Below are 18,407 nucleotides of genomic sequence, written 5' to 3'. Positions count from 1 at the left end.
CGCCCGGATCTTGGGCGGCAGCATTTGACGAAACTAACCAGATAGTACAAATATCCAAGGCATCCAAAAACAACAAAGCGATGCCCCACCATGCCCCCCCGAATCCTCGTGCTCAACGGCCCCAACCTGAACTTGCTGGGCTGCCGCGAACCTATCCAATATGGCCAGCAAACCCTCGCCGACCTGGCCAGCCTGTGCGCCGCCAGCGCCCACGAACTGGGCCTTGAGCTGGAGTTTCGGCAGACCAACCACGAAGGCGAACTACTCGACTGGATCCATGCCGCCCGTGGCCGCTGCCACGGCATCGTCATCAACCCCGCCGCCTGGACCCACACATCGGTGGCCATCCGCGATGCCTTGCTCGCCGCCGAGCTGCCGGTGATCGAAGTGCACCTGTCCAACGTGCACAAACGCGAGCCGTTCCGGCATCTGTCGTTTGTCTCGGGGATCGCCGTCGGAGTGATCTGCGGCCTCGGCAGCCAGGGCTACGCCATGGCCCTGAGTTACTTGCGCCAGACCCTAAAGGAGCAAGCGGCATGAACAGCCAAGGCATCCTCGCCGGCCTGATCGGCCGTGGTATCCAGGCCTCGCGCACGCCAGCGCTGCACGAGCACGAGGGCGACGCGCAGGCCCTGCGCTATCTGTACCGGCTGATCGACGCCGACCAGCTCGGGCTACCCGACAGCGCTCTGGCGCAGTTGCTCGAAGCGGCGCAACGCACAGGTTTTACCGGGCTGAACATCACCTTCCCGTTCAAGCAGGCGATCCTTGACCTGCTCGATGAGCTGTCGGACGAGGCGCGAGGCATCGGCGCGGTGAATACCGTGGTGCTACGCGATGGCAAGCGAATCGGCCACAACACCGACTGCCTGGGTTTTGCCGAGGGCTTTCGCCGGGGCTTGCCGGATGTCGCCAGGCGCCGGGTGGTGCAATTGGGCGCAGGTGGTGCTGGCGCGGCGGTTGCCCATGCGCTGCTCGGCGAAGGGGTCGAGCGGCTGCTGGTGTTCGAGGTGGACCTTGCCCGCGGGCAAGGGTTGGTCGATAACCTCCGCCAACGCTTTGGCAGTGGTCGGGCCATGCTTGGCAGCGACCTGGCGGGGGCCCTGGCCGAGGCCGATGGGCTGGTCAACACCACGCCGGTGGGCATGGCCAAGTTGCCAGGCACGCCCCTGCCGCCGGAACTGCTGCATGCCGGGTTGTGGGTGGCGGAGATCATCTACTTCCCGTTGCAAACCGAACTGCTGCGCCACGCCAGGGCGCTGGGCTGCCGCACCCTCGATGGCGGCAGCATGGCGGTGTTTCAGGCGGTCAAGGCGTTCGAGCTGTTCAGCGGCCGGGCAGCCGATGCCGGGCGCATGCAGGCGCATTTTGCCCACTTGCAGCAGCGTGGCGTCTTGTAGGCAACCTGGCGACGCGGTGGATGGCCGGCCTTGCTGACGGGCTCAGGCCTTGATGTAACGCATCACCGCCTCGCAGATCATCTGCTTGTGGCGGTTTTTGACCTGTTCATCGGCCAGGTCGATCTGGAAGATATCGCCAAAGGTGTGGCGATTGGACACCCGGTAGAAGCAGAACGAACTCATCAGCATATGCAGGTCGATGACCTCGATGCCAGGCCGGAACACGCCCTCCTCCACCCCGCGCGCCAGGGTTCGCCCCAAAGCCTGCAGCACCAGGCTGCTCATCTCGCGAATGACCGGCGACTGCTTGACGTACTCGCCGTAGTGAATGTTCTCGGTGCAGACGATGCGTACGAAATCGACGTTGCGGTCGTGGTGGTCGAAGGTGAATTCCACCAGCCGCTGGATTGCCTGCTCGGCCGGCAACGATTCGAGCTCAAGGCTGTGCTCGGTCTTGCGAATGTCGCCGTAGAGCTTGACCAGACACTCGAGGTACAGCTGCTCCTTGCTGGCGAAGTAGTAGTAGATCATGCGCTTGGAGGTGGCGGTGCGCTCGGCGATGGCGTCGACCCGGGCACCGGCCAGGCCCTGCTGGACGAACTCGGTAATGGCGGCCTGGAGAATGTTCTCGCGGGTCTTTTCCGGGTTGTTCTTGCGCGATTTGCGCAGCCCTTCGACTTCGGGCTTGGCTACCGAATCACTCATACCGACTCACAGGCTCGTTTTGGGAATCCGGGCGATTATCCGTGAGCGCGGCGATGCAGGGAAGCGCGGTGTTGGCCGGCCCCAGCAGCGCAGGCGCCAGCCTTGCGGGCGAGCAGCGCCTAAGCGCTGCCCTTGCGTGCCTTGGCCATCGCCGCCAAGCGCACCGCCACGTTGGCCGCGCCATAGCCGGCATAGCCGCCCTTGCGCTGCAGGATCTCGAAGAAGAAGCGCCCCTCGAACGCCTCGGTATACACATGGAACAGCTCGCCGCCCTGGGTATCGCGGTCGTACAGCACGTTGTAATACGCCAACTCGCTGAGGAACTCGTCATCGAAGTCGAAGCGCGCCGCCAGGTCGTCGTAGTAGTTCAGCGGGATCTCCAGCAATGGCACGCCAGCATCCTTGGCCCGCGCCACTTCGCGGAAGACGTCTTCGCAGGCGAAAGCAACATGGTGCACGCCCGAGCCTCGGTAACTGGACAAGGCGTGAGCAATCGCGGTATTGCGGTTCTCGGAAATGTTCAGCGGCACGCGCAGGCTGCCGCAGGGGCTGCGCAACGCGCGGCTCTTGACCAGGCCGTAAGGGTCGGGCAGCACCACTTCATCATCGGCGCTGAAGTCGAACAGGCTCTTGTAGAACAGCACCCAGCTGTCCAACGCCTCGGCCGGCAACGCCAGGGCCATATGGTCGATCCGCAGCAAACCGCCGCTAGCCTGGGCTTGGCCGTCCAGATGAAAGTCGCTGTGGTAGATACCCTGCCCTGCGCCCTGCGCTTGCACCAGGTACAACAGGCTGCCATCCGGCGCGCGCAGCGCCGGGATCTCGCGCTCGTTGGGGCCCACCAGCCCACGGAACGGCTGGCCACGGTAGGCCGTGGCGCGCTGCAGCGCCGCCTGGCCATCGCTGACCCGCAGCGCGGTGGCGCACAGCGATGGCCCATGGGCCTCGAAGAAGTTGTGGGCGAACGAATACGGTTCGGCATTGAGCACGATGTTGATATCGCCCTGGCGCAACAGGCTCACTGCCTTGCTGCGGTGGCGGCCGGCAGTGGCGAACCCCAGACGCTTGAGCCAGCCCTGCAGACGCGCGCCGACGCTTTCGTCGACGGCGAACTCAAGGAACTCCACACCCTCGTAGCGGCTGGCCGCAGGCGGCGCGAACAGCAGGTCCGGCGCCAGGCTGCGCGCCTCGCGCCGCAGCTGCAGGCGGGTCTTTTCTTCCAGGTACAGCAATGAGCGCAGGCCGTCGGCCGCGGTCTGCCGGGCAGGCGCTGCGCGAAAGCCATCGTTGAAGATCTCCAGCGACAAGGGGCCCTGGTAACCGCTGGCCAGGATCGGCGCCAGAAAACCCGCCAAGTCCAACTCGCCCTGCCCTGGAAAACAGCGAAAATGCCGGCTCCATTCCAGCACGTCCATGGCCAGGATCGGCGCATCGGCCATCTGCACGAAGAAGATCTTCTCGCCGGGGATGTCGCCGATGGCCCCTGGGTCGCCCTTGAGCGACAAGGTGTGGAAGCTGTCGAGAATCACCCCCAGGGCCGGGTGGTCAGCCTGGCGCACGAGATTCCAGACTTGCTGGTAGGTGTTGACATGACGGCCCCAGGCCAGGGCCTCGTAGCCGATACGCAGACCGCGTGCGCCGGCGTGCTCGGCTAGAAGGCGCAAGTCGTCGACCAGCAGTTGCTCATCGCCCAGGGCATCGGCTTGCACATTGCTGCACAGCAGCACCAGGTCGGTGCCCAGTTCGTGCATCAGGTCGAACTTGCGCTCGGCGCGGTCCAGGTGCTTGCGCAAACGCTCGCGCGGGCAGCCTTCGAAGTCGCGAAACGGCTGGAACAGGCTGATGGCGATACCCAGGTCGGCACAGCGCTGGCGAATCTCGCGGGGGCTGCCGGCGTAATACAGCAGATCGTTTTCGAATATCTCGACGCCATCGAAGCCCGCGGCGGCGATGGCCTCGAGTTTTTCCGGCAGGGTGCCGCTCAAGGACACGGTTGCAATCGAACGCTGCATGGGGGAGTTCCTTGTTGTTAGGGAGGCCACTGGTGCCAGGGCTAGCCCGTATCCAGGAAAAATGGGGCGGATCTGGCACGTCGCGCCTGGCAGCATCGATTATTCGCAGGTAAAGTCGCCCTCGCAACGCACTTTGTACGGAACAGTTAGTTTTTGTTCGATTATCGAACAAAACCCCGTTTGGCGAATTGCTTCAGCAGCCCTCGTGCACAACCATGAACAGCAGCCGCAGGTCAGCCCGGTCGTTCGGCGGGCCCTGCGCTGCAACGCCCAACGTCACCACATAATAAGTTCAAGAAAACGGGTACCGACCTATGCACACCTTGCTCGCCCTACGCTGCGCAATGCCTCGTTCGTCTTCTCCTCATAGCCGCCGTTCGTGCCTCCAGCACTGACCCACCGGCCCCTGACAAGAACAACGGAGACAACATGGCCCACTCAAGCTCCCAAGCGCGCAAAGCTACTGCCAGCGGCTGGATCGGTTCTGCCCTGGAGTACTACGACTTCTTCATCTATGCCCAGGCCGCGGCGCTGATCTTCCCGCAGATCTTCTTCCCCTCCAGCGACCCGAAGATGGCCATCATCGCCTCGCTGGCCACCTACGGCGTCGGCTACCTGGCGCGCCCTGTCGGCGCCTTCGTGCTCGGCCACTGGGGTGATACCCGCGGGCGCAAGAACGTGCTGCTGCTGTGCATGTTCCTGATGGGCCTGTCGACCATGGCCGTCGGGATGTTGCCCACCTACCACGACATCGGCCTGCTGGCCCCGGCGCTGCTGGTGGTGCTGCGACTGATCCAGGGCTTCGCCGTGGCCGGCGAGATTTCCGGGGCCAGCTCGATGATCATGGAACATGCGCCGTTCGGGCGCCGCGGCTATTACGCCAGCTTCACCCTGCAAGGCGTGCAGGCCGGCCAGGTGATGGCGGCGGCGGTGTTCCTGCCGTTGGCCTATTTCATGCCCAGCGCAGCGTTCAACGAATGGGGCTGGCGTATTCCCTTCCTGATGAGCGCGGTGGTGCTGATCGCCGGTTTCATCATTCGCAAGGAGGTGCACGAAACCCCGGCGTTCGTCCAGGAAGAGCAACAAGCCAAGGTGGTCAAGTCACCGATCAGCGAAGCGTTCCGCCACAGCTGGCGGCATATGCTGCTGGTGATGTTCATGGCCCTGATGAACGTGATCCCGGTGGTCGCCACCATCTTCGGCGCCGCGTACGCGGTACAACCCGCCTACGGCATCGGCTTCGACAAGAGCGTGTACCTGTGGATCCCGGTGGTGGGCAATATCGTCGCGGTGCTGGTGATTCCCTTCGTCGGCAACCTCTCCGACCGGATTGGCCGGCGCCCGACCATGATCGCCGGCTGCCTGGGTTCGGGGCTGCTGGCATTCGTCTACCTGTACGCGATCAGCATCCAGCATGTACCGCTGGCATTCGCCGCCTCGATCGTCATGTGGGGCATGGTCTACCAGGGGTACAACGCGGTGTTCCCCAGCTTCTACCCGGAGCTGTTCCACACCCGCCACCGGGTCTCGGCCATGGCCATCGCCCAGAACATCGGCACCATGATCACCGCCATGCTGCCAGCGCTGTTCGCCACCGTGGCGCCACCAGGGTCGGATAACATCCCGCTGGTGGTCGGTGGGCTGGCGTTCGTGATCACCTGCGTGTGCGCCTTCGCCGCCTACCTGGCGCCGGAAACACACCGCTTGGCGATGCAAGACCTGGGTAATCCGCACGCGCGGCCGATGGCGCGCGAGGCCTATGAGGCCAATCGCCAGGAGCAACTCAAAGCGCTCAGCCATTGAACTGACCGAGTGCGAACCAGGGATCGTGCCTATCGATCAGCCGTTCCCCAGGGCACCCTGCCAGGCATGAGCTTGCGCAGGGTGCTTGGACTTCGAAGGCCTCGCTACTCGCGCCTCCTCAAAGCAACAAGTTGCCCCGTTCCTCCTCGGTCAACTGCGCCTTGGCCCGCTCATCCAACACTCCCGCGCCCAGCACCTGCACAGGGCTGTGTCGGTTGTATTGCGGGTTCAGGCTGGCCCCCTCCTGCCCTGGCGCTAGCCGCTCGCCACCAAAACCCAGAACCTGCACGGTAATCACCGACGGTTGCCGCTGCCGCGCCGCTGCCTGCTGCTGACGCCCGGCCTCCTCGGCCGCCTGGGTTGCTGAAGACGCCGCCGCGCTGGCCGAAGCGATCGCGCCGGTATTGACTGCCGCCACCACCGGCATGCCCTTGGCATCGCCCTGCACCTGGATGTTGGCGGCGTTGACCACCTGCAAGGCGGCGATGTTGACGTTGCCCGACACGCGGATCCCCGCCTCGCCAGCATCGATGGTGCCCAATGGCGCGATCAGGTCGATATCCCCCGGTGGCACTTCGGCGATCGGGTTGAGCGTGGCGATACCGGCACCGCTGCTCGGCACGCTCGGCGCCAGCCCGACGTTACCCCACAGGTCGTAGGTACGCTTGGGCGGGGTATACACCAAGGTGGTCTTCGACCCGCGTCCGGCGTTGATGTCGCCACTGGCCGACCAGCCGAGGATCGAGCCGCCGAAAGTAGTCATGATCCGGCTCTGGCCAAGCAGGATGCTGCCCTGGGAGTACAGCTGGATATCGCCGCTGCCTTGGGTGATCACCCCCGCCGTGGCGGGTGGCGCCTCGCCCTCGATACCGAACACCTGCTGGCCGCCCGGGGTGAGCACCTGAATGGCGCCGCCGAAGTCGGTGTGGATACCGGCGCCGCCATGGAAGGTGGCATTGCCGCTGTAGCTGATCGGGTTGCCGGCCACGTCCTTGGTCGGGAACAAGGTGGCGATGGCCTGGCGGCCACGCAGGTAGCTGCCGCTGCGCGGGCCGTCGACATCGTTGTACTCGCGCCCCCCCTCGCGCAGCTCGGCGAAGTACAACTGGCGAGCGAAAATGCGCTGCTGCTCGGCAGGCAGCGCGGCAAAATAGCTATTCGCCGCCTCGCCATCGCCGTCGAAGGCAAAGCCCGCGCGCAGCCAGGCCAGCAGCTCCTGGTCATAGACCTTGGCCACCTTGCCCGGCTGGCTGGCCAGCGACCGCGACGGGTCGGCCAATTGCTCCTGGCCCAGGTAGCGCGCCAGCAGCCCGGCATAGTCCGGCCCCTGGGCCGCGCCGACAACGATGGCGATGGCTGCGCCATCATTGCCCGCACCGCCGCCGCCCACTCGACCGATACTGCTGATCGCCGCTTCCTGGTAAGCCGAACTCACCCCCGGGCCGGACTGGTACAGGTTGCGCCCGGCCAGCACTTCCAGCTGGCCGGGGCCAGCGACATTGAAGCTGCTCAGACGAATGTCGCGACCAGCGCTGACCAGCGACACGTCGTGACGGTCGCCATGGATGAACAGGTTGCCGGCAGAGCGGCTCTCGCTACCACCGCGGGTATCCACCAGCCCAGCCGCGGCCTGGCGTTGGTTGTCCAGGGTGGTACCGGCGTTGACGATATCGCGGCCAGCGATGATGCGTGCCGGCCCGCTGCCCTGGTAGAGCTTCAAGCCGAGCAAGGGGTACTCGATGATCTCGCCGGTGTTCAAGCCGACGATATCGCCGTCCAGGGCATAGAAACGCACCGGGCTGGCTGGCCGGCTGCCCCGGTCGCTGTAGGTGTTGACGCCAAAGCTGTACAACGGCGCCGACCAGGGCTCGCGCGACAGATCGCCGTGCAGGTTGCTCGAAAGCACCAGGTTGCCTGTGCTGGTGCCCAGGAATGCCGGGCGCCACGGCGTGGCCAGCGCGCTGTCGTCGGTGCCGCCCTGGCTGACCACGTAGCCGCCGGCATAGATCGAATCCCCGGCCAGCAACTGCAAGCGGGTCTTGGCCGAAGGCGCGGTCATCAGGCTGTACAACGAGGACGGCCCGTCCGTGCTGCGCACCGAGTCGCCGTAATACAGGCTGCCGTTGACCGCGGTGGCGCTCAGCGCGGTCGGGTAGAACACCCGGCCGCCATAAATGGCCAGGTTGCGCGTGGGCGCCGTCACGTTGTTGTAGGCATTGGGCGCCAGGTCGCCGCCCAGGCTCATCAGCTCGACCGAGGTCTGCGGCGTCCACAGCGTGAACCAGCTGTTGCCGCGCCCCGCCATCGACGCGCCATTGTCTGCGCTGAACGGCGTGCTATTGAACTGCGGTACCCGCCCCGGGTCGCCAACGCCCTTCACCACCAGGTCGCCACGGCTGCGCAAGCGCACGCCGCTGTCGCCCGGCATCAGCGTGATGCCGCCCAGCGCCTGGGCGCGGGTGGCGGTATAGGGGTCGTAGGCACGGGATTCACTGTTGTCGTGCTGGAAGCCGTAGCTGCCGTAGATCGACTTGAGCAGGCCGATGCTGGCGGCGTCCACCTGCAAGGCACCGCGCAGGTTGACCAAGGTACCTTGCAGGTCTACCAGGGCATCCGCGGCCGTGGCGGCGGCCAGCATCGGGTTGAGCCCGCCGCCGACCCGCAGGTCGAGGTCACCGCCACCGGTTTGCACCAGGCGCCCTTCGGCGTTCATCCGGCCAGTGCTGGCCACCACCAGGTTCAGGCCCTGGCTGCGCTCGACCTCGCTGGCCGCGGCGCTGTTGGCCTGCAGCAGGCCGGCCGCGCCAGCGACGCGCACGTCCAGGTTGCCGCCGCCCAGCGTGCCGAGGCCGGTGAAGCCGACCAGGTAGGGCAAGCCAGGGTCGCTGGCCGGGTCCTGGGCGAAGCTGGCAAAGTTGAGCCACCAGGCGGCCGGGGTGCCGGCATCGCTCTGGCCCTGGCGCCACAGCCAGTTGCCGACGGCGGCCGAGGGCACCTGACGGCGCGTCAGGCGATCATTGCTCTTGGCCCCGACCAGGTTGCCGGTCAGGTCACCACCGGCCACCACCAGCAGGTTGCCGCCTTGGTGCGGGTACCAGGCGCGGTAATCGCTTGTGCTCGCCTCGTAGGCCGTCCCCAGCGGGCCCAGCACACTGCCGTTGGCCTGGCGACCGCGAGCCAGCTGGTGCGGATCGCGGCCCTCGACGAGCAGCGCCGGCGCCTGGGTACCGGCGGTGTACACGCCATACAGCGAATCCATGCGCCAATCGCCGGCGCTGAGCAGCTCGAGGTCGCCGGTGCCGGTGCGCAACACGCTGAACAACTGGGTCTGCGGGGTAATCTGGGCCTTGGTGATCCCGCCAGGGGTTTCGATCTTCTGGCACCAGGTCGGCCGCGCGGTACATAACGGCAGCAAGTTGGCCGGCACCGGCTGGCCGGGCACCCGGCCCACGGCCAGGTTGGTCCAGACATAGCTGATGGTCGGCGGCGTGGTCTCGATCACCCGCGTGGCGATGTAGTGCTGGTCGGCCAGGCGCAATGCGCCGGCCTCGGGCTCGACCTGGGTGGTACGGCTGTCGGCGGCGCCCAGGTCGGCACCGGCCACCAGGCGTATCGACCAGGACTGCGAGCCCTGCGCCAGCATCTGTCCCAGCGCCCAATTGCGCCCCTGCTGGCCGGCGATTTCCTGACGCAGATCGACCCAGAATACCCCGCTGGGCAGCTTGACGTCGGTGTCGGCCGGCAGCAGCGCGCCAACCGCCAGGGACAAGCTGCCACGCTGGACAAGGCCGCCGCTGGGCAACGCCGTGCCCTTGCGCCACACGCCGCCGCGCACGGCGGCCTCGACCGGCAGGCGGCTGCCGGCGTCCAACTGCGTATCGGCGGCCAGGGTAACCGCCTGTTCGAGCAAGGTGCCTGGCGCGAACAGCACCTTGCCGGCAGCGTCGCGCACGGCGGCGTCGAGCACGGTACCGGCCGGCAAGGTCAGCGCCCTGGCCAGGCTCAGCGGGTTGTTCAAGCGGGTGTTGGCCGGCAGCGCGGTAGCGGCGAACGGCAGGTCGAAATTCAAGGTGCTGCCGCCTGGGTAGCGGGTCCCCTCGGCCAGCTGGACGCCACTGCGCGGGATGACCAGGTCGCTCTGGAACGGCTGCTTGCCAGGGACCAGGATCCAGCCACGGCCGTCCAGGCGGTCGCTGCCGCTGGCCAGCTCCGGCGGCAGGAAGCCGTCGCTGATACTGCCGTGAACCTCCAGGTTGCCACCGGCACGCAGGACCAGGTGGCCGACCTCGCCCGAGCCTCGGATCAAGGTCTGGGGCGTGCTGGGGTTGAGGCTGGCATAGCGATGGCCAGACAGGTCGAGGTCACCGCGCACCACCAGGTCGGTGCTGGCATCGCGGCTGGCGACTTCCAGGCCCGGACGCAGGTGCAGGGCCTGGGCGTAGCTGGCGTTGTTCAGGCCGGCAAGGCGGTTGTCGAGCAAGTCGCGGTTGGCCAGCGCGGCATCGATGAACAGCACGCTGCGCCCGTGTTTGGCATCCAGGTAGGCCTGGTCGATGTACTGGTAGGGCCGGCCGCTGGCCGCGGTGCCGCCGTCCGGGGCGTCGCTGTAGCGCTGGTTGCCGACCACGGCGATGGTCTTGGCTCCGAGGATGTCCACCCGCCCACGGGCGTCGATGGCGATATCGCCGGCAATGTCGCCACCCACCCGTGGCGCCGTCAGCACCAGCGAACCACGGGCTTGGCCATCCTGTTGCGCGGCGGCCGCCGCCGTGCCGTGGCGCAGGTCAAGACGCGCGCCGGGGCGCAGGGTCAGCAGCCCGTCGCCGCTGTCGAGTTCGATCAGGGCACGGTTCGGCGCATCGATGATAGCGCCCTGGCTGTCGACCCGCAGCAGGCTGCCATGGGCGTCGAGCATCGCGTCGGCAGCCAGGGTCAGGCCATGCTTGGCCGCCAGACGAATACTACCGACCTGGGTGCCACTGGCGTCCACGGTACCGGCCACGGTGAGCTGGCCGTTGTCCAGCGAGACCGTGATCTCCCGGGCCTTGAGTTGGTCGCCGATCACCAGGTCGCCCTGGCTGATCTGGAAGCTGCGCGCGCCGAACACCTGGTCACGGTTCAGGCGCTGGTTTAACCCGGCAAAGTCGTCGAGCTGGCGAGCACGCACTTGCACCGCGCCCTGGGCATAAGGCATCCAGGCGCCGCCGGCATCGTACTCGCCGCTGGCACCGCCGAGAATCTGCCCCAGCAAGGCCACCTGGCCCCCCTGCGGGCCTTGGGCGGTGGCACTCAAGCGGCCAGCGCGGTTGTTGCGGGCACTGAGGTCGACCAGGCTGCCGGCAGCCTGGCGGATATCACCTTCGCGGCTGCTCAGCAGCAGCTCGCCGCCCCAACTGTACTGGGTCACGTCGTTGAAGGTCAGGGTACGGCCGGCCAGGTCGATATGCGCACGGTCGTCGAGCAGCAGGTCGTCCTGCGCGAGGACGCTCAGTTTGCCGCTGGGCAGGCTGAAGGTACCGTCCAGGCTGACGTGGCGGCCACTGAGCGCCAGCTCCGCGCCCAACCCGTCGCGCCCGCTGGCCAATGCCGTGCCGCCGCCGGTCACGCGCAACTGGCCGCCGGCGCTGATACGGTTGATCGAACCGGCGCTGCCGGTCCACAACGGCGTGTCCACCAGCAGATCGCCGCCGCTGTACTGGAAGCCGCCCTCGGCCTGCCAGGCGCCGCGCTGATGGTAGACCTGCAGCGCGCCGGCATGGTTGGCGCTGACCTGGTGGCTGGCGCGGATATTGACCTGGCGGAAACCCAGGGTCTGGCGGCTCATGCTGGCGGTACCGTCCGGCTGGCTGGCCGGGCCGTAGCCAAAGGTCAAGTCCGCCACCTGCAGCTCGAGCACGCCTTCGCCGCTGCCAGCGCCGCCGGCAATCGGTGCGCCGGGCAGCGTGCGGGCGCCGTTCCACACCAGGTTGCCGGTGCGGATCAGCGCCCGCTCATCGGCCTGGCCCAGGCCATACAGCGCCGGCGCGCCGATGATCAGTTGCTGCACCCGGTTGCGCCCGGTCAACGGGTCGTAGGTGTCGAGCTGGCTGTTGCCGAAGAAGTTCAGCGAGTCCGCCGCCGTCAAAGTCAGGCTCTCGAGTGCCGGCACACCCTGCTCGGTGCTGCCCTGGAACAAGCGGTCGAGCACCTGCTGGTTGAGCGTCAGCCCCTGCCCCAGCACCCCGGCGTTGGCCGCAGCGGCCAGCGCTGCCGCCGAGCCGACATTGATCCGCCCCACCGCCAGGCCCAGGTGGCGCGTGCCAAAAAGCACCTGGTCATCGAGGTTGAAGGTGCGGTCGGTGGCGGCGAACAGCGAACCCTCGGCGTACAAGCGGGTCAGGCCGTCACAGCGGCTCGACACGCAGCCGCCGATCAGGATGCTGCCTGGGGCGAAGAAATCGTCGGCCACCGACGGCAGCACGTCGAGGCGGCCATTGGACAGCGCCAGCAAGCCGTGGGCATTGGGGTCGAGCAGGTAGCCGTCGGTGGCATCGTACGGCACCTTGCCCCGGCCCAGGGTGATGATCCCCGCGCCTTGTTCGACGACGATCGCCCCCTGCCCTTTGTTGGTCGCCAGGAACACTTCACCGGCGCGCAGCTCGGCACCACTGCGCAGCAGGATGTCGGTGGACGACTCCATCAAGCGCAGCATGTTGCCACCCTGGCCGTAGCGCACCTCCGGGCGCGCGCCGATGCTCAGCCGTGGCGCCTTGAGCGCACTCAAGTCACTGGCCCGCAGGGCCACGCGATTTGGCTGGTCCCAAGTGCTCGCCTGACCATCGGCAAGCAGCTCGATGGCATCGAGCCCCAACACCGTCACGCTGCCGCCGCGCCCGCCGCTGGCGGCATCGAAGCGCGCCTGGCCGGCGAAACGCAAAGTGCTCTCAGGGTCGCTGTTGGGCTTCAGGCGCAAGGTCAGCCATTTGCCGTCGGCCTCCAGCGCCGCCCGCGGCACCCCCTTTGCCTGCGCATCGGCCTTGACGAAGCCGGCGTAGGACATTTCGTTGTACTGGCTGTAACGGCGCAAGGTGTCGGCGGCGGTGAGGATGACCTGCCCCGACAACGGTTGCGCGATGGCGGTATTGGCCACCGACAGGCTGCCCGAGGTAGTCCAGGAGCCGTTGCGCATGGCCAGGCTGACGTTGCGCTGGCCGGCCATGGCCAGGCCGTTGAGCTCGAGACGAAAGGCGCCCGGCAACAGGGCGTAGCTGGCCGGCAGCAAGGTATAGGTGCCCGCCGCGAGGCCAGGGATGCCCTGGTCGAGGGTGATGCGCTGACCAATGGCCGGGTCGGCGACCCCGGCCTCGCCCGCCAGGGGCGCATAGTCACCGACAAGGCCCGGGACGATGGCGTACACCGGGTTGCTCGAAAGCGTCGGCAACAGCAGGCGGCCGTTGCCGTCGAGTTGCAGTAACGGGTGGTAGCGGGCATCGGTGGAGCCCCCGCGCCCGGAAACGAAGCCGGCACCGCTCAGCTCGCCGCCGCCGGCCAGGTCGATCAACGCCCCGGCCTGGACCTCGATGCGTTTGCCGGCCAACACCACGCCATGGTCGTTGTCGCCGCTGCCGCCGAGCAGCTCCACCGGTTTGCCGTCGTAGAGGTAGCTCAAGCCGTCGGCCGTGCCGCCATAGGGCATGCGCAAGCCCGCCGCGCTGACCGAGGTGATGCTGCCGGGCAACAGGCGCAAGTCCTGGCCGGCTTCAAGGGTATCCCCCAGCAACACCTGGCCGAGCGGCGCGCGCACCACCCCGCCCTGCTCCACCGTGCCGGCGCTCAGGTGCAAGCGCCCGAACACCGACAACGGCAGCGCTGGCGTGCCCTCGCCAACCCGGCCGATGCGCAGGCTGGCATCGCCGCTGGTCTGGACCCGGGCGTAGGCGCCGGTCACCGGGTACAGCTGGGCGGCCAGCAGTTCCAGGTCGGCGTTGCTGCTCAGCACGGTCGGCCCTGAGGTCGAGTCGCGGCCCAGGAAGCGAATGTCGCCTTGGCTGCGCAACCGAGCCAGGGCGAAACCCCGGCGATCGAAAGTCAATAGCTGGCCATTGCCCTGGGCGAGGCTGCCGTGCGCACCCAGGCTCAGTTCGTCACGCACTTCGAGCAGGTTGGCCTCGACCTGCAACAGGGCATGGGACGCCTGTTGCGACAAACCACCCTTGACCGTCGGACGCACGGTAAAATCGCCACCGAAGTGGTTGCTGCCGGCCAGGCGCACGTAGGGCGCGCGCAGATGGATGCGCGCATCGTCGGCGCTGTCGGCGGCCAGCACCAGCGAGCCGGCGTACAGTTGCAGACTTTGGGCCATCGCCAGGTCCAGCCCACCGTCGAAGGCCAGCACGCCGTCGCTGAGCAGGGCCAGGCTGGCGAAGCCGGCGCGTTCGACCAAGTCCATGTCCAGGCGGCCATGACCGTAGCGCAAGCCGTCATCGCCGGCCCCGCGCCCCAGGACCAGTTCGCGGGGCACGTTCAGGCCATCTTCGAGCCCATCCTTGTAATACAAGCCGGTGTCGAGGGCGACGCCGAGGCTGCCCCCGGCAGCGTTGGCGCCGCCGGCCAGCGCGCTCAGGCTGCCCTCCAGACGCAGACCATAGCTGGAGGCCAGGCTGATGCTGCCACCGGCGCTGGCCACCGTCAGCGGCCCCTGCTCACGGATATCCAGCACCGCGCTGGCGCCATCGGCATGCAAGCGGGCGCCACGGGCGATGTCGACGAACAGATAGGCGCCGTCACTGATGCCCTTGGCGTGGTCGATCTGGCCGCCAATGACAATGCTGCCGCCAGCGATCACCTGGCCATATCGCCGGCCCTGGCTGTCGAGGGCGGTGAAGGCCTGGCCGGACACATCGATCGATGCCGCCTCGCCCAGGCGAATGGCACGCTCATGCAGGCGCTCGCGCACCCCGGACGCGGCGCTTTCCGGTAGCGCCTGGCGCAGGCTGACCTTGCCGCCAACGGCCTGCAAGGCACCCTCGAGGTTCAGTTGCGCAGTGCTGCTCAGCTCGATCGCCTGCAACGGGTCGACACTGATGCGCGCGCCACGCTGTACGTCGAGCACGGCGGCCTCGCGCTGGGCCACGGTCTGCCGGGTATCGCCCGCGGCCAGGCTCAGGCTGGCACCGCCGCGCAGGCTCAGCACGCCCTTGGCTGCGTTGTCCTGCTGCAGCGGTGGCAGCCATGTCGTGGCCTGGTCGCTGACTGGCTGACTGCCATCGAGCAATTCCACCGGCCGCGTGACCTGCACCTGGGCGCCCTCTGCCACGGTCAGCTGGCGCGCGGCGCGCACGCTGTAGCGGGCAAAGCCGCGGCTGAAGAAATCCTCACCCAGGTGCAGGCCGCTGCCGTCGGCTAACCCGCCGATGCGCACCGTGTCCGCCTGTAGGTCGAGGGTGCCGGCGCCTTGGCTGCCATGGCCACGCAGCTCCCCGGCCAATTGCAGGCGCCCGCCCTCGCCGGGGTTGTAGGCGCTGGCGTGCAGCGTCAGGTTGCCGCCATGGCCGCCGTTCAACTGGTTGCGCTCGCCGCGCACGACCCCGGCGGCCACATCCAGCACACTGCCCTGTCCCAACAGCACGTCGCCAGAACTGCGCAGCGACAGGTTGCCGCCATGGCGCCAGGCCATGGCCGGCGCATCGTTGCGCTCGCTGCGCACACCGCTGGCATCCAGGCGCACGCCATCGCCGACCACGACCTGCGCGCCCATCCCGGCCGGGGTGGCCAACACGCGGTCCCGCAGATCGGCGCCGTCGCGCTGATACAGCACATCGCCCAAGGTCATCTGGCCGCCCTTGGCGGTAAGGTTGGCAGCAACCCGCACCTGCGGGGCATATAGGGTCAACTGACCGCCATCGGCCAGGCGCAGCGCCTCGTCCACCTGCACCGACTCGCTGGCGGCCACGCTCAGGCCGCCCAGGGCAAAGCCGTTGAGCAGGCTGCTGTCGAGCAGCAACTGGCCACGGCGTTGCTCGTCCAACGGCGCCTGCAACTGCACCTGGGCACTGGCGCCACGACCGCCGGCGCCGAGGGTGACCTGGCGCAACACCGGCGACAGGCTGAAGACCAGGTCCTTGCTGGCGGCGAGATAGCCTGGAATCTGCTGGCCAATGACCAGCTGGGCGCCTCGGGCAACGGCGCTATGCACCTGCTTGTAGCCATCCAGGCCGGTCACCGGCGCCTGCAGCTGGCGCGGGTCCTGCCAGGTTGCACCGATCAGTTGGCCATCGAGCACGGCGCTCTGGGTGGCCACCACCAGGCTGCCGGCGTCGCGGCCGACGGTATAGCCCTGCTCGAAACGCTGCTGCGGCGCAATCAGCGGGTTGTAGAACAGGCGGGTCTGGTTCCAGCGCGTGGAGTTGTCCTCGAAGCCTTGGTAGACGCCGCTGTAGAGCAAGTCGCCCGGCGCCTTGGACAGTTCGTACAGGCGCCCGTCGGCACCGCGCAACCAGCTTTGCCGGACATAGCCGTCCTGTACCGCCAAAGTGCCACCAGACAGGTTGATCTGCGCGCCAGCACGGGTCACCAGGTCCTGGCCGGTGAAAGTCAGCGTGCCGCCCTGGGCCATCCACTCGCCCACGCCGTGGCTGCGGGTGCCCAGGTAACCGCCGACCTCCAGCAGGCCGCCAGCGGTGTACCAGCGGTCCTTGGCATAGCCATTGACCCCCGCCGCCACGTGCACCAGTTCGCGCACATCGACCCACACATCGCGATTGCCCAGCCCACCCTGGTCACGGTTGCCCGCCGCATCGCGCTGCTCGTTGCCCTGCACGTTGACCTTGATGACGTTGCTTTCCATCGCCACCTTGACTCCGAGGGCGCCGGCCACATCCAGGCGCGCACCGTCGTCGACCAGGCTGCGCCGGCCCGCGCTCACCGCCACCTGGCCACCGCTGGCCAGGGTCAGCGAGCCGTCCTGGAAGTGCACCGTGGCGCCGCTGACTATCTCGACCCGCGACTGCTCGGGGCGGTCGATGACCGTGCTGAGGTTGTCGAAGCGCCCGCTGGCCAGGTTGCCGTTGCTACCGTTGACCACTGCCCGCGAAGCTTCGCGCTGGCTGTCGAGCGCCGCGCTGTCGTCCAGCAGCACGGCGGTGACGCTGCCCTGCCCGAGGCTGACACTGCCGGTGGTGTCGCTGGCAGCGTTGAGCAGGTGGATGCTGCCGCGGCGGTCCACCGAGGTACTGGCCAACGCCACGCCCTGCTGACGCACCTGGTGCCCGGTCAAGGTAATGTCGCCACCGGCGGCCTGGATCAGGCCATTGTTGACCACCGTGCCGGCACTGCTGCCGGCCTGGAGGCTGCCGGCCACTTCGTTGCCGCGGGTGGTCGAGTAGCGGTTGGCCTCGGTGCCCTGGCCGCGGCGGATGTAGAAATCGTCCGCCGCCGCCAGGGTTGCCTGGCCCTTGCTGGTGATGATCTGCCCATCGTTGCCCACCTCGCTGCCAAGCAGCAGCACGTAACCGCCGCCGCTGGTGGAACTGGCCGGTTCCTGGGTGCGGATCTGCGCGCCGCGTTCGACCAGGACCTTGCCGGCGGCCTGGGTGAAGGTGGCCTGGCTGGCGCTGTTGTCGACATACAGGCCGCGCTGGCTGAACTGCTCGTCGCTGATCTGCGCGGCCGCGGCCACCAGGTTGCGCACATTGACCTGGCTGGTGCCGTTGAACACCACGCCGTTTCGGTTGATCAGCATCACCGTGCCTGGCGCCTCGATCTGCCCGTGGATCTGGCTCGGGCGGGCAGCCGGGTCGTTGACCCGGTTGAGCACGGCCCAGTCGGCCTGCTGTTGGAAACGCACGGTGGTGTCGCGACCGACGTTGAAAGTCTCCCAGTTGAGAATGGCCTTGTCGGCCGTCTGCTCGATACGCACCTGGGTCTTGCCACCGGCCTGGCTCTGCTGTGGCGCCTTGGCATTGCGCCAGCCCTGGGTGAGCGGGTTCTCGTCGACCTTCAGGCCGCCCTCGCCCAGGCCATTGGGGATCACTTGCGGCTGCACCTGGGCCAAGGTCCGGCCATTGGCCTGGGCCGCCTGCTGGGCGGCGATGGCTGCCACGGTGCTGTTGAAGTTGCTCACCGTGCGCTGGAACTGCTGGTTCAGCCGTTGCTGCTGGGCCAGCGGCGGCGGCGAACCTGGCAGCGCCTGCCCAGCCCCGCCCACGGCGCCGCTGCCGGCCGGGGCGCTGGCAGCGCCCTTGGCGGCGAACCAGGCCGAACTGAACGGTTGCCCGGCCTGGGCGCTGCCGGCCAACAGCAACAAGGCAATGGCCTGGGCCAAGGGCTTGAGCAGCAACGGCTCGCCGCTGGCAGGCTTGCCACGACGCAGTGCGGCGGTGGCTGGGAGGGCTGGCTGGGGCATGCCGCGCGACATCGCAGGGTTCCTTGTGCTGGTTCTCGAAAATCGTCAGGCGGCGCTGATGCCGCTTTGCCATAAGGCACTCCGGCCGCTGGGCGACCGAAGCTT

General features: G+C 67.7%; 6 protein-coding genes. 3 read left to right on the top strand and 3 right to left on the bottom strand.

Annotated elements, in window-relative coordinates; all coding sequences use genetic code 11:
- Nucleotides 1–90: 90 nt before the first annotated feature.
- Together aroQ and E3U47_RS17540 are read left to right on the top strand one after the other, a co-directional pair.
- Nucleotides 91–540, top strand: a complete 450-nt coding sequence (gene aroQ / locus E3U47_RS17545) for a type II 3-dehydroquinate dehydratase (RefSeq protein ID WP_134692941.1) — start codon at nucleotides 91–93, stop codon at nucleotides 538–540.
- Entirely contained in the window at nucleotides 537–1,400 is an 864-nt protein-coding gene (locus tag E3U47_RS17540; protein WP_134692940.1) for a shikimate dehydrogenase, read from the top strand. Before aroQ ends, E3U47_RS17540 begins: the two co-directional genes overlap by 4 nt.
- Before the next feature lie 42 nt (nucleotides 1,401–1,442).
- Here the strand turns inward: E3U47_RS17540 and E3U47_RS17535 are convergent, their stop codons facing one another.
- Both E3U47_RS17535 and quiC read right to left on the bottom strand, forming a co-directional pair.
- Entirely contained in the window at nucleotides 1,443–2,105 is a 663-nt protein-coding gene (locus E3U47_RS17535; RefSeq protein WP_134692939.1) for a TetR/AcrR family transcriptional regulator, read from the bottom strand.
- Between the two features lie 119 nt (nucleotides 2,106–2,224).
- Entirely contained in the window at nucleotides 2,225–4,117 is a 1,893-nt protein-coding gene (gene quiC / locus E3U47_RS17530) for a 3-dehydroshikimate dehydratase QuiC (RefSeq protein WP_134692938.1), read from the bottom strand.
- 429 nt (nucleotides 4,118–4,546) lie between these two features.
- On the opposite strand from quiC, the gene E3U47_RS17525 reads away from it, so the two are divergent.
- Nucleotides 4,547–5,920 carry an MFS transporter gene (locus tag E3U47_RS17525; protein WP_134692937.1) on the top strand — a complete coding sequence of 458 codons (1,374 nt, stop codon included), beginning with the start codon at nucleotides 4,547–4,549 and terminating at the stop codon, nucleotides 5,918–5,920.
- Between the two features lie 118 nt (nucleotides 5,921–6,038).
- On the opposite strand, the gene E3U47_RS17520 is transcribed toward E3U47_RS17525, so the two are convergent.
- On the bottom strand, nucleotides 6,039–18,314 hold the full coding sequence (locus E3U47_RS17520; protein WP_134692936.1) for a filamentous hemagglutinin family protein: 12,276 nt from the start codon (nucleotides 18,312–18,314) through the stop codon (nucleotides 6,039–6,041).
- Nucleotides 18,315–18,407: the final 93 nt, after the last annotated feature.

Origin of the sequence: Pseudomonas sp. RIT623 (genome assembly GCF_004519305.1) — a bacterium.
In the GTDB taxonomy this organism is placed as follows: domain Bacteria; phylum Pseudomonadota; class Gammaproteobacteria; order Pseudomonadales; family Pseudomonadaceae; genus Aquipseudomonas.
This window is presented reverse-complemented; position numbering and strand designations above follow the sequence as displayed.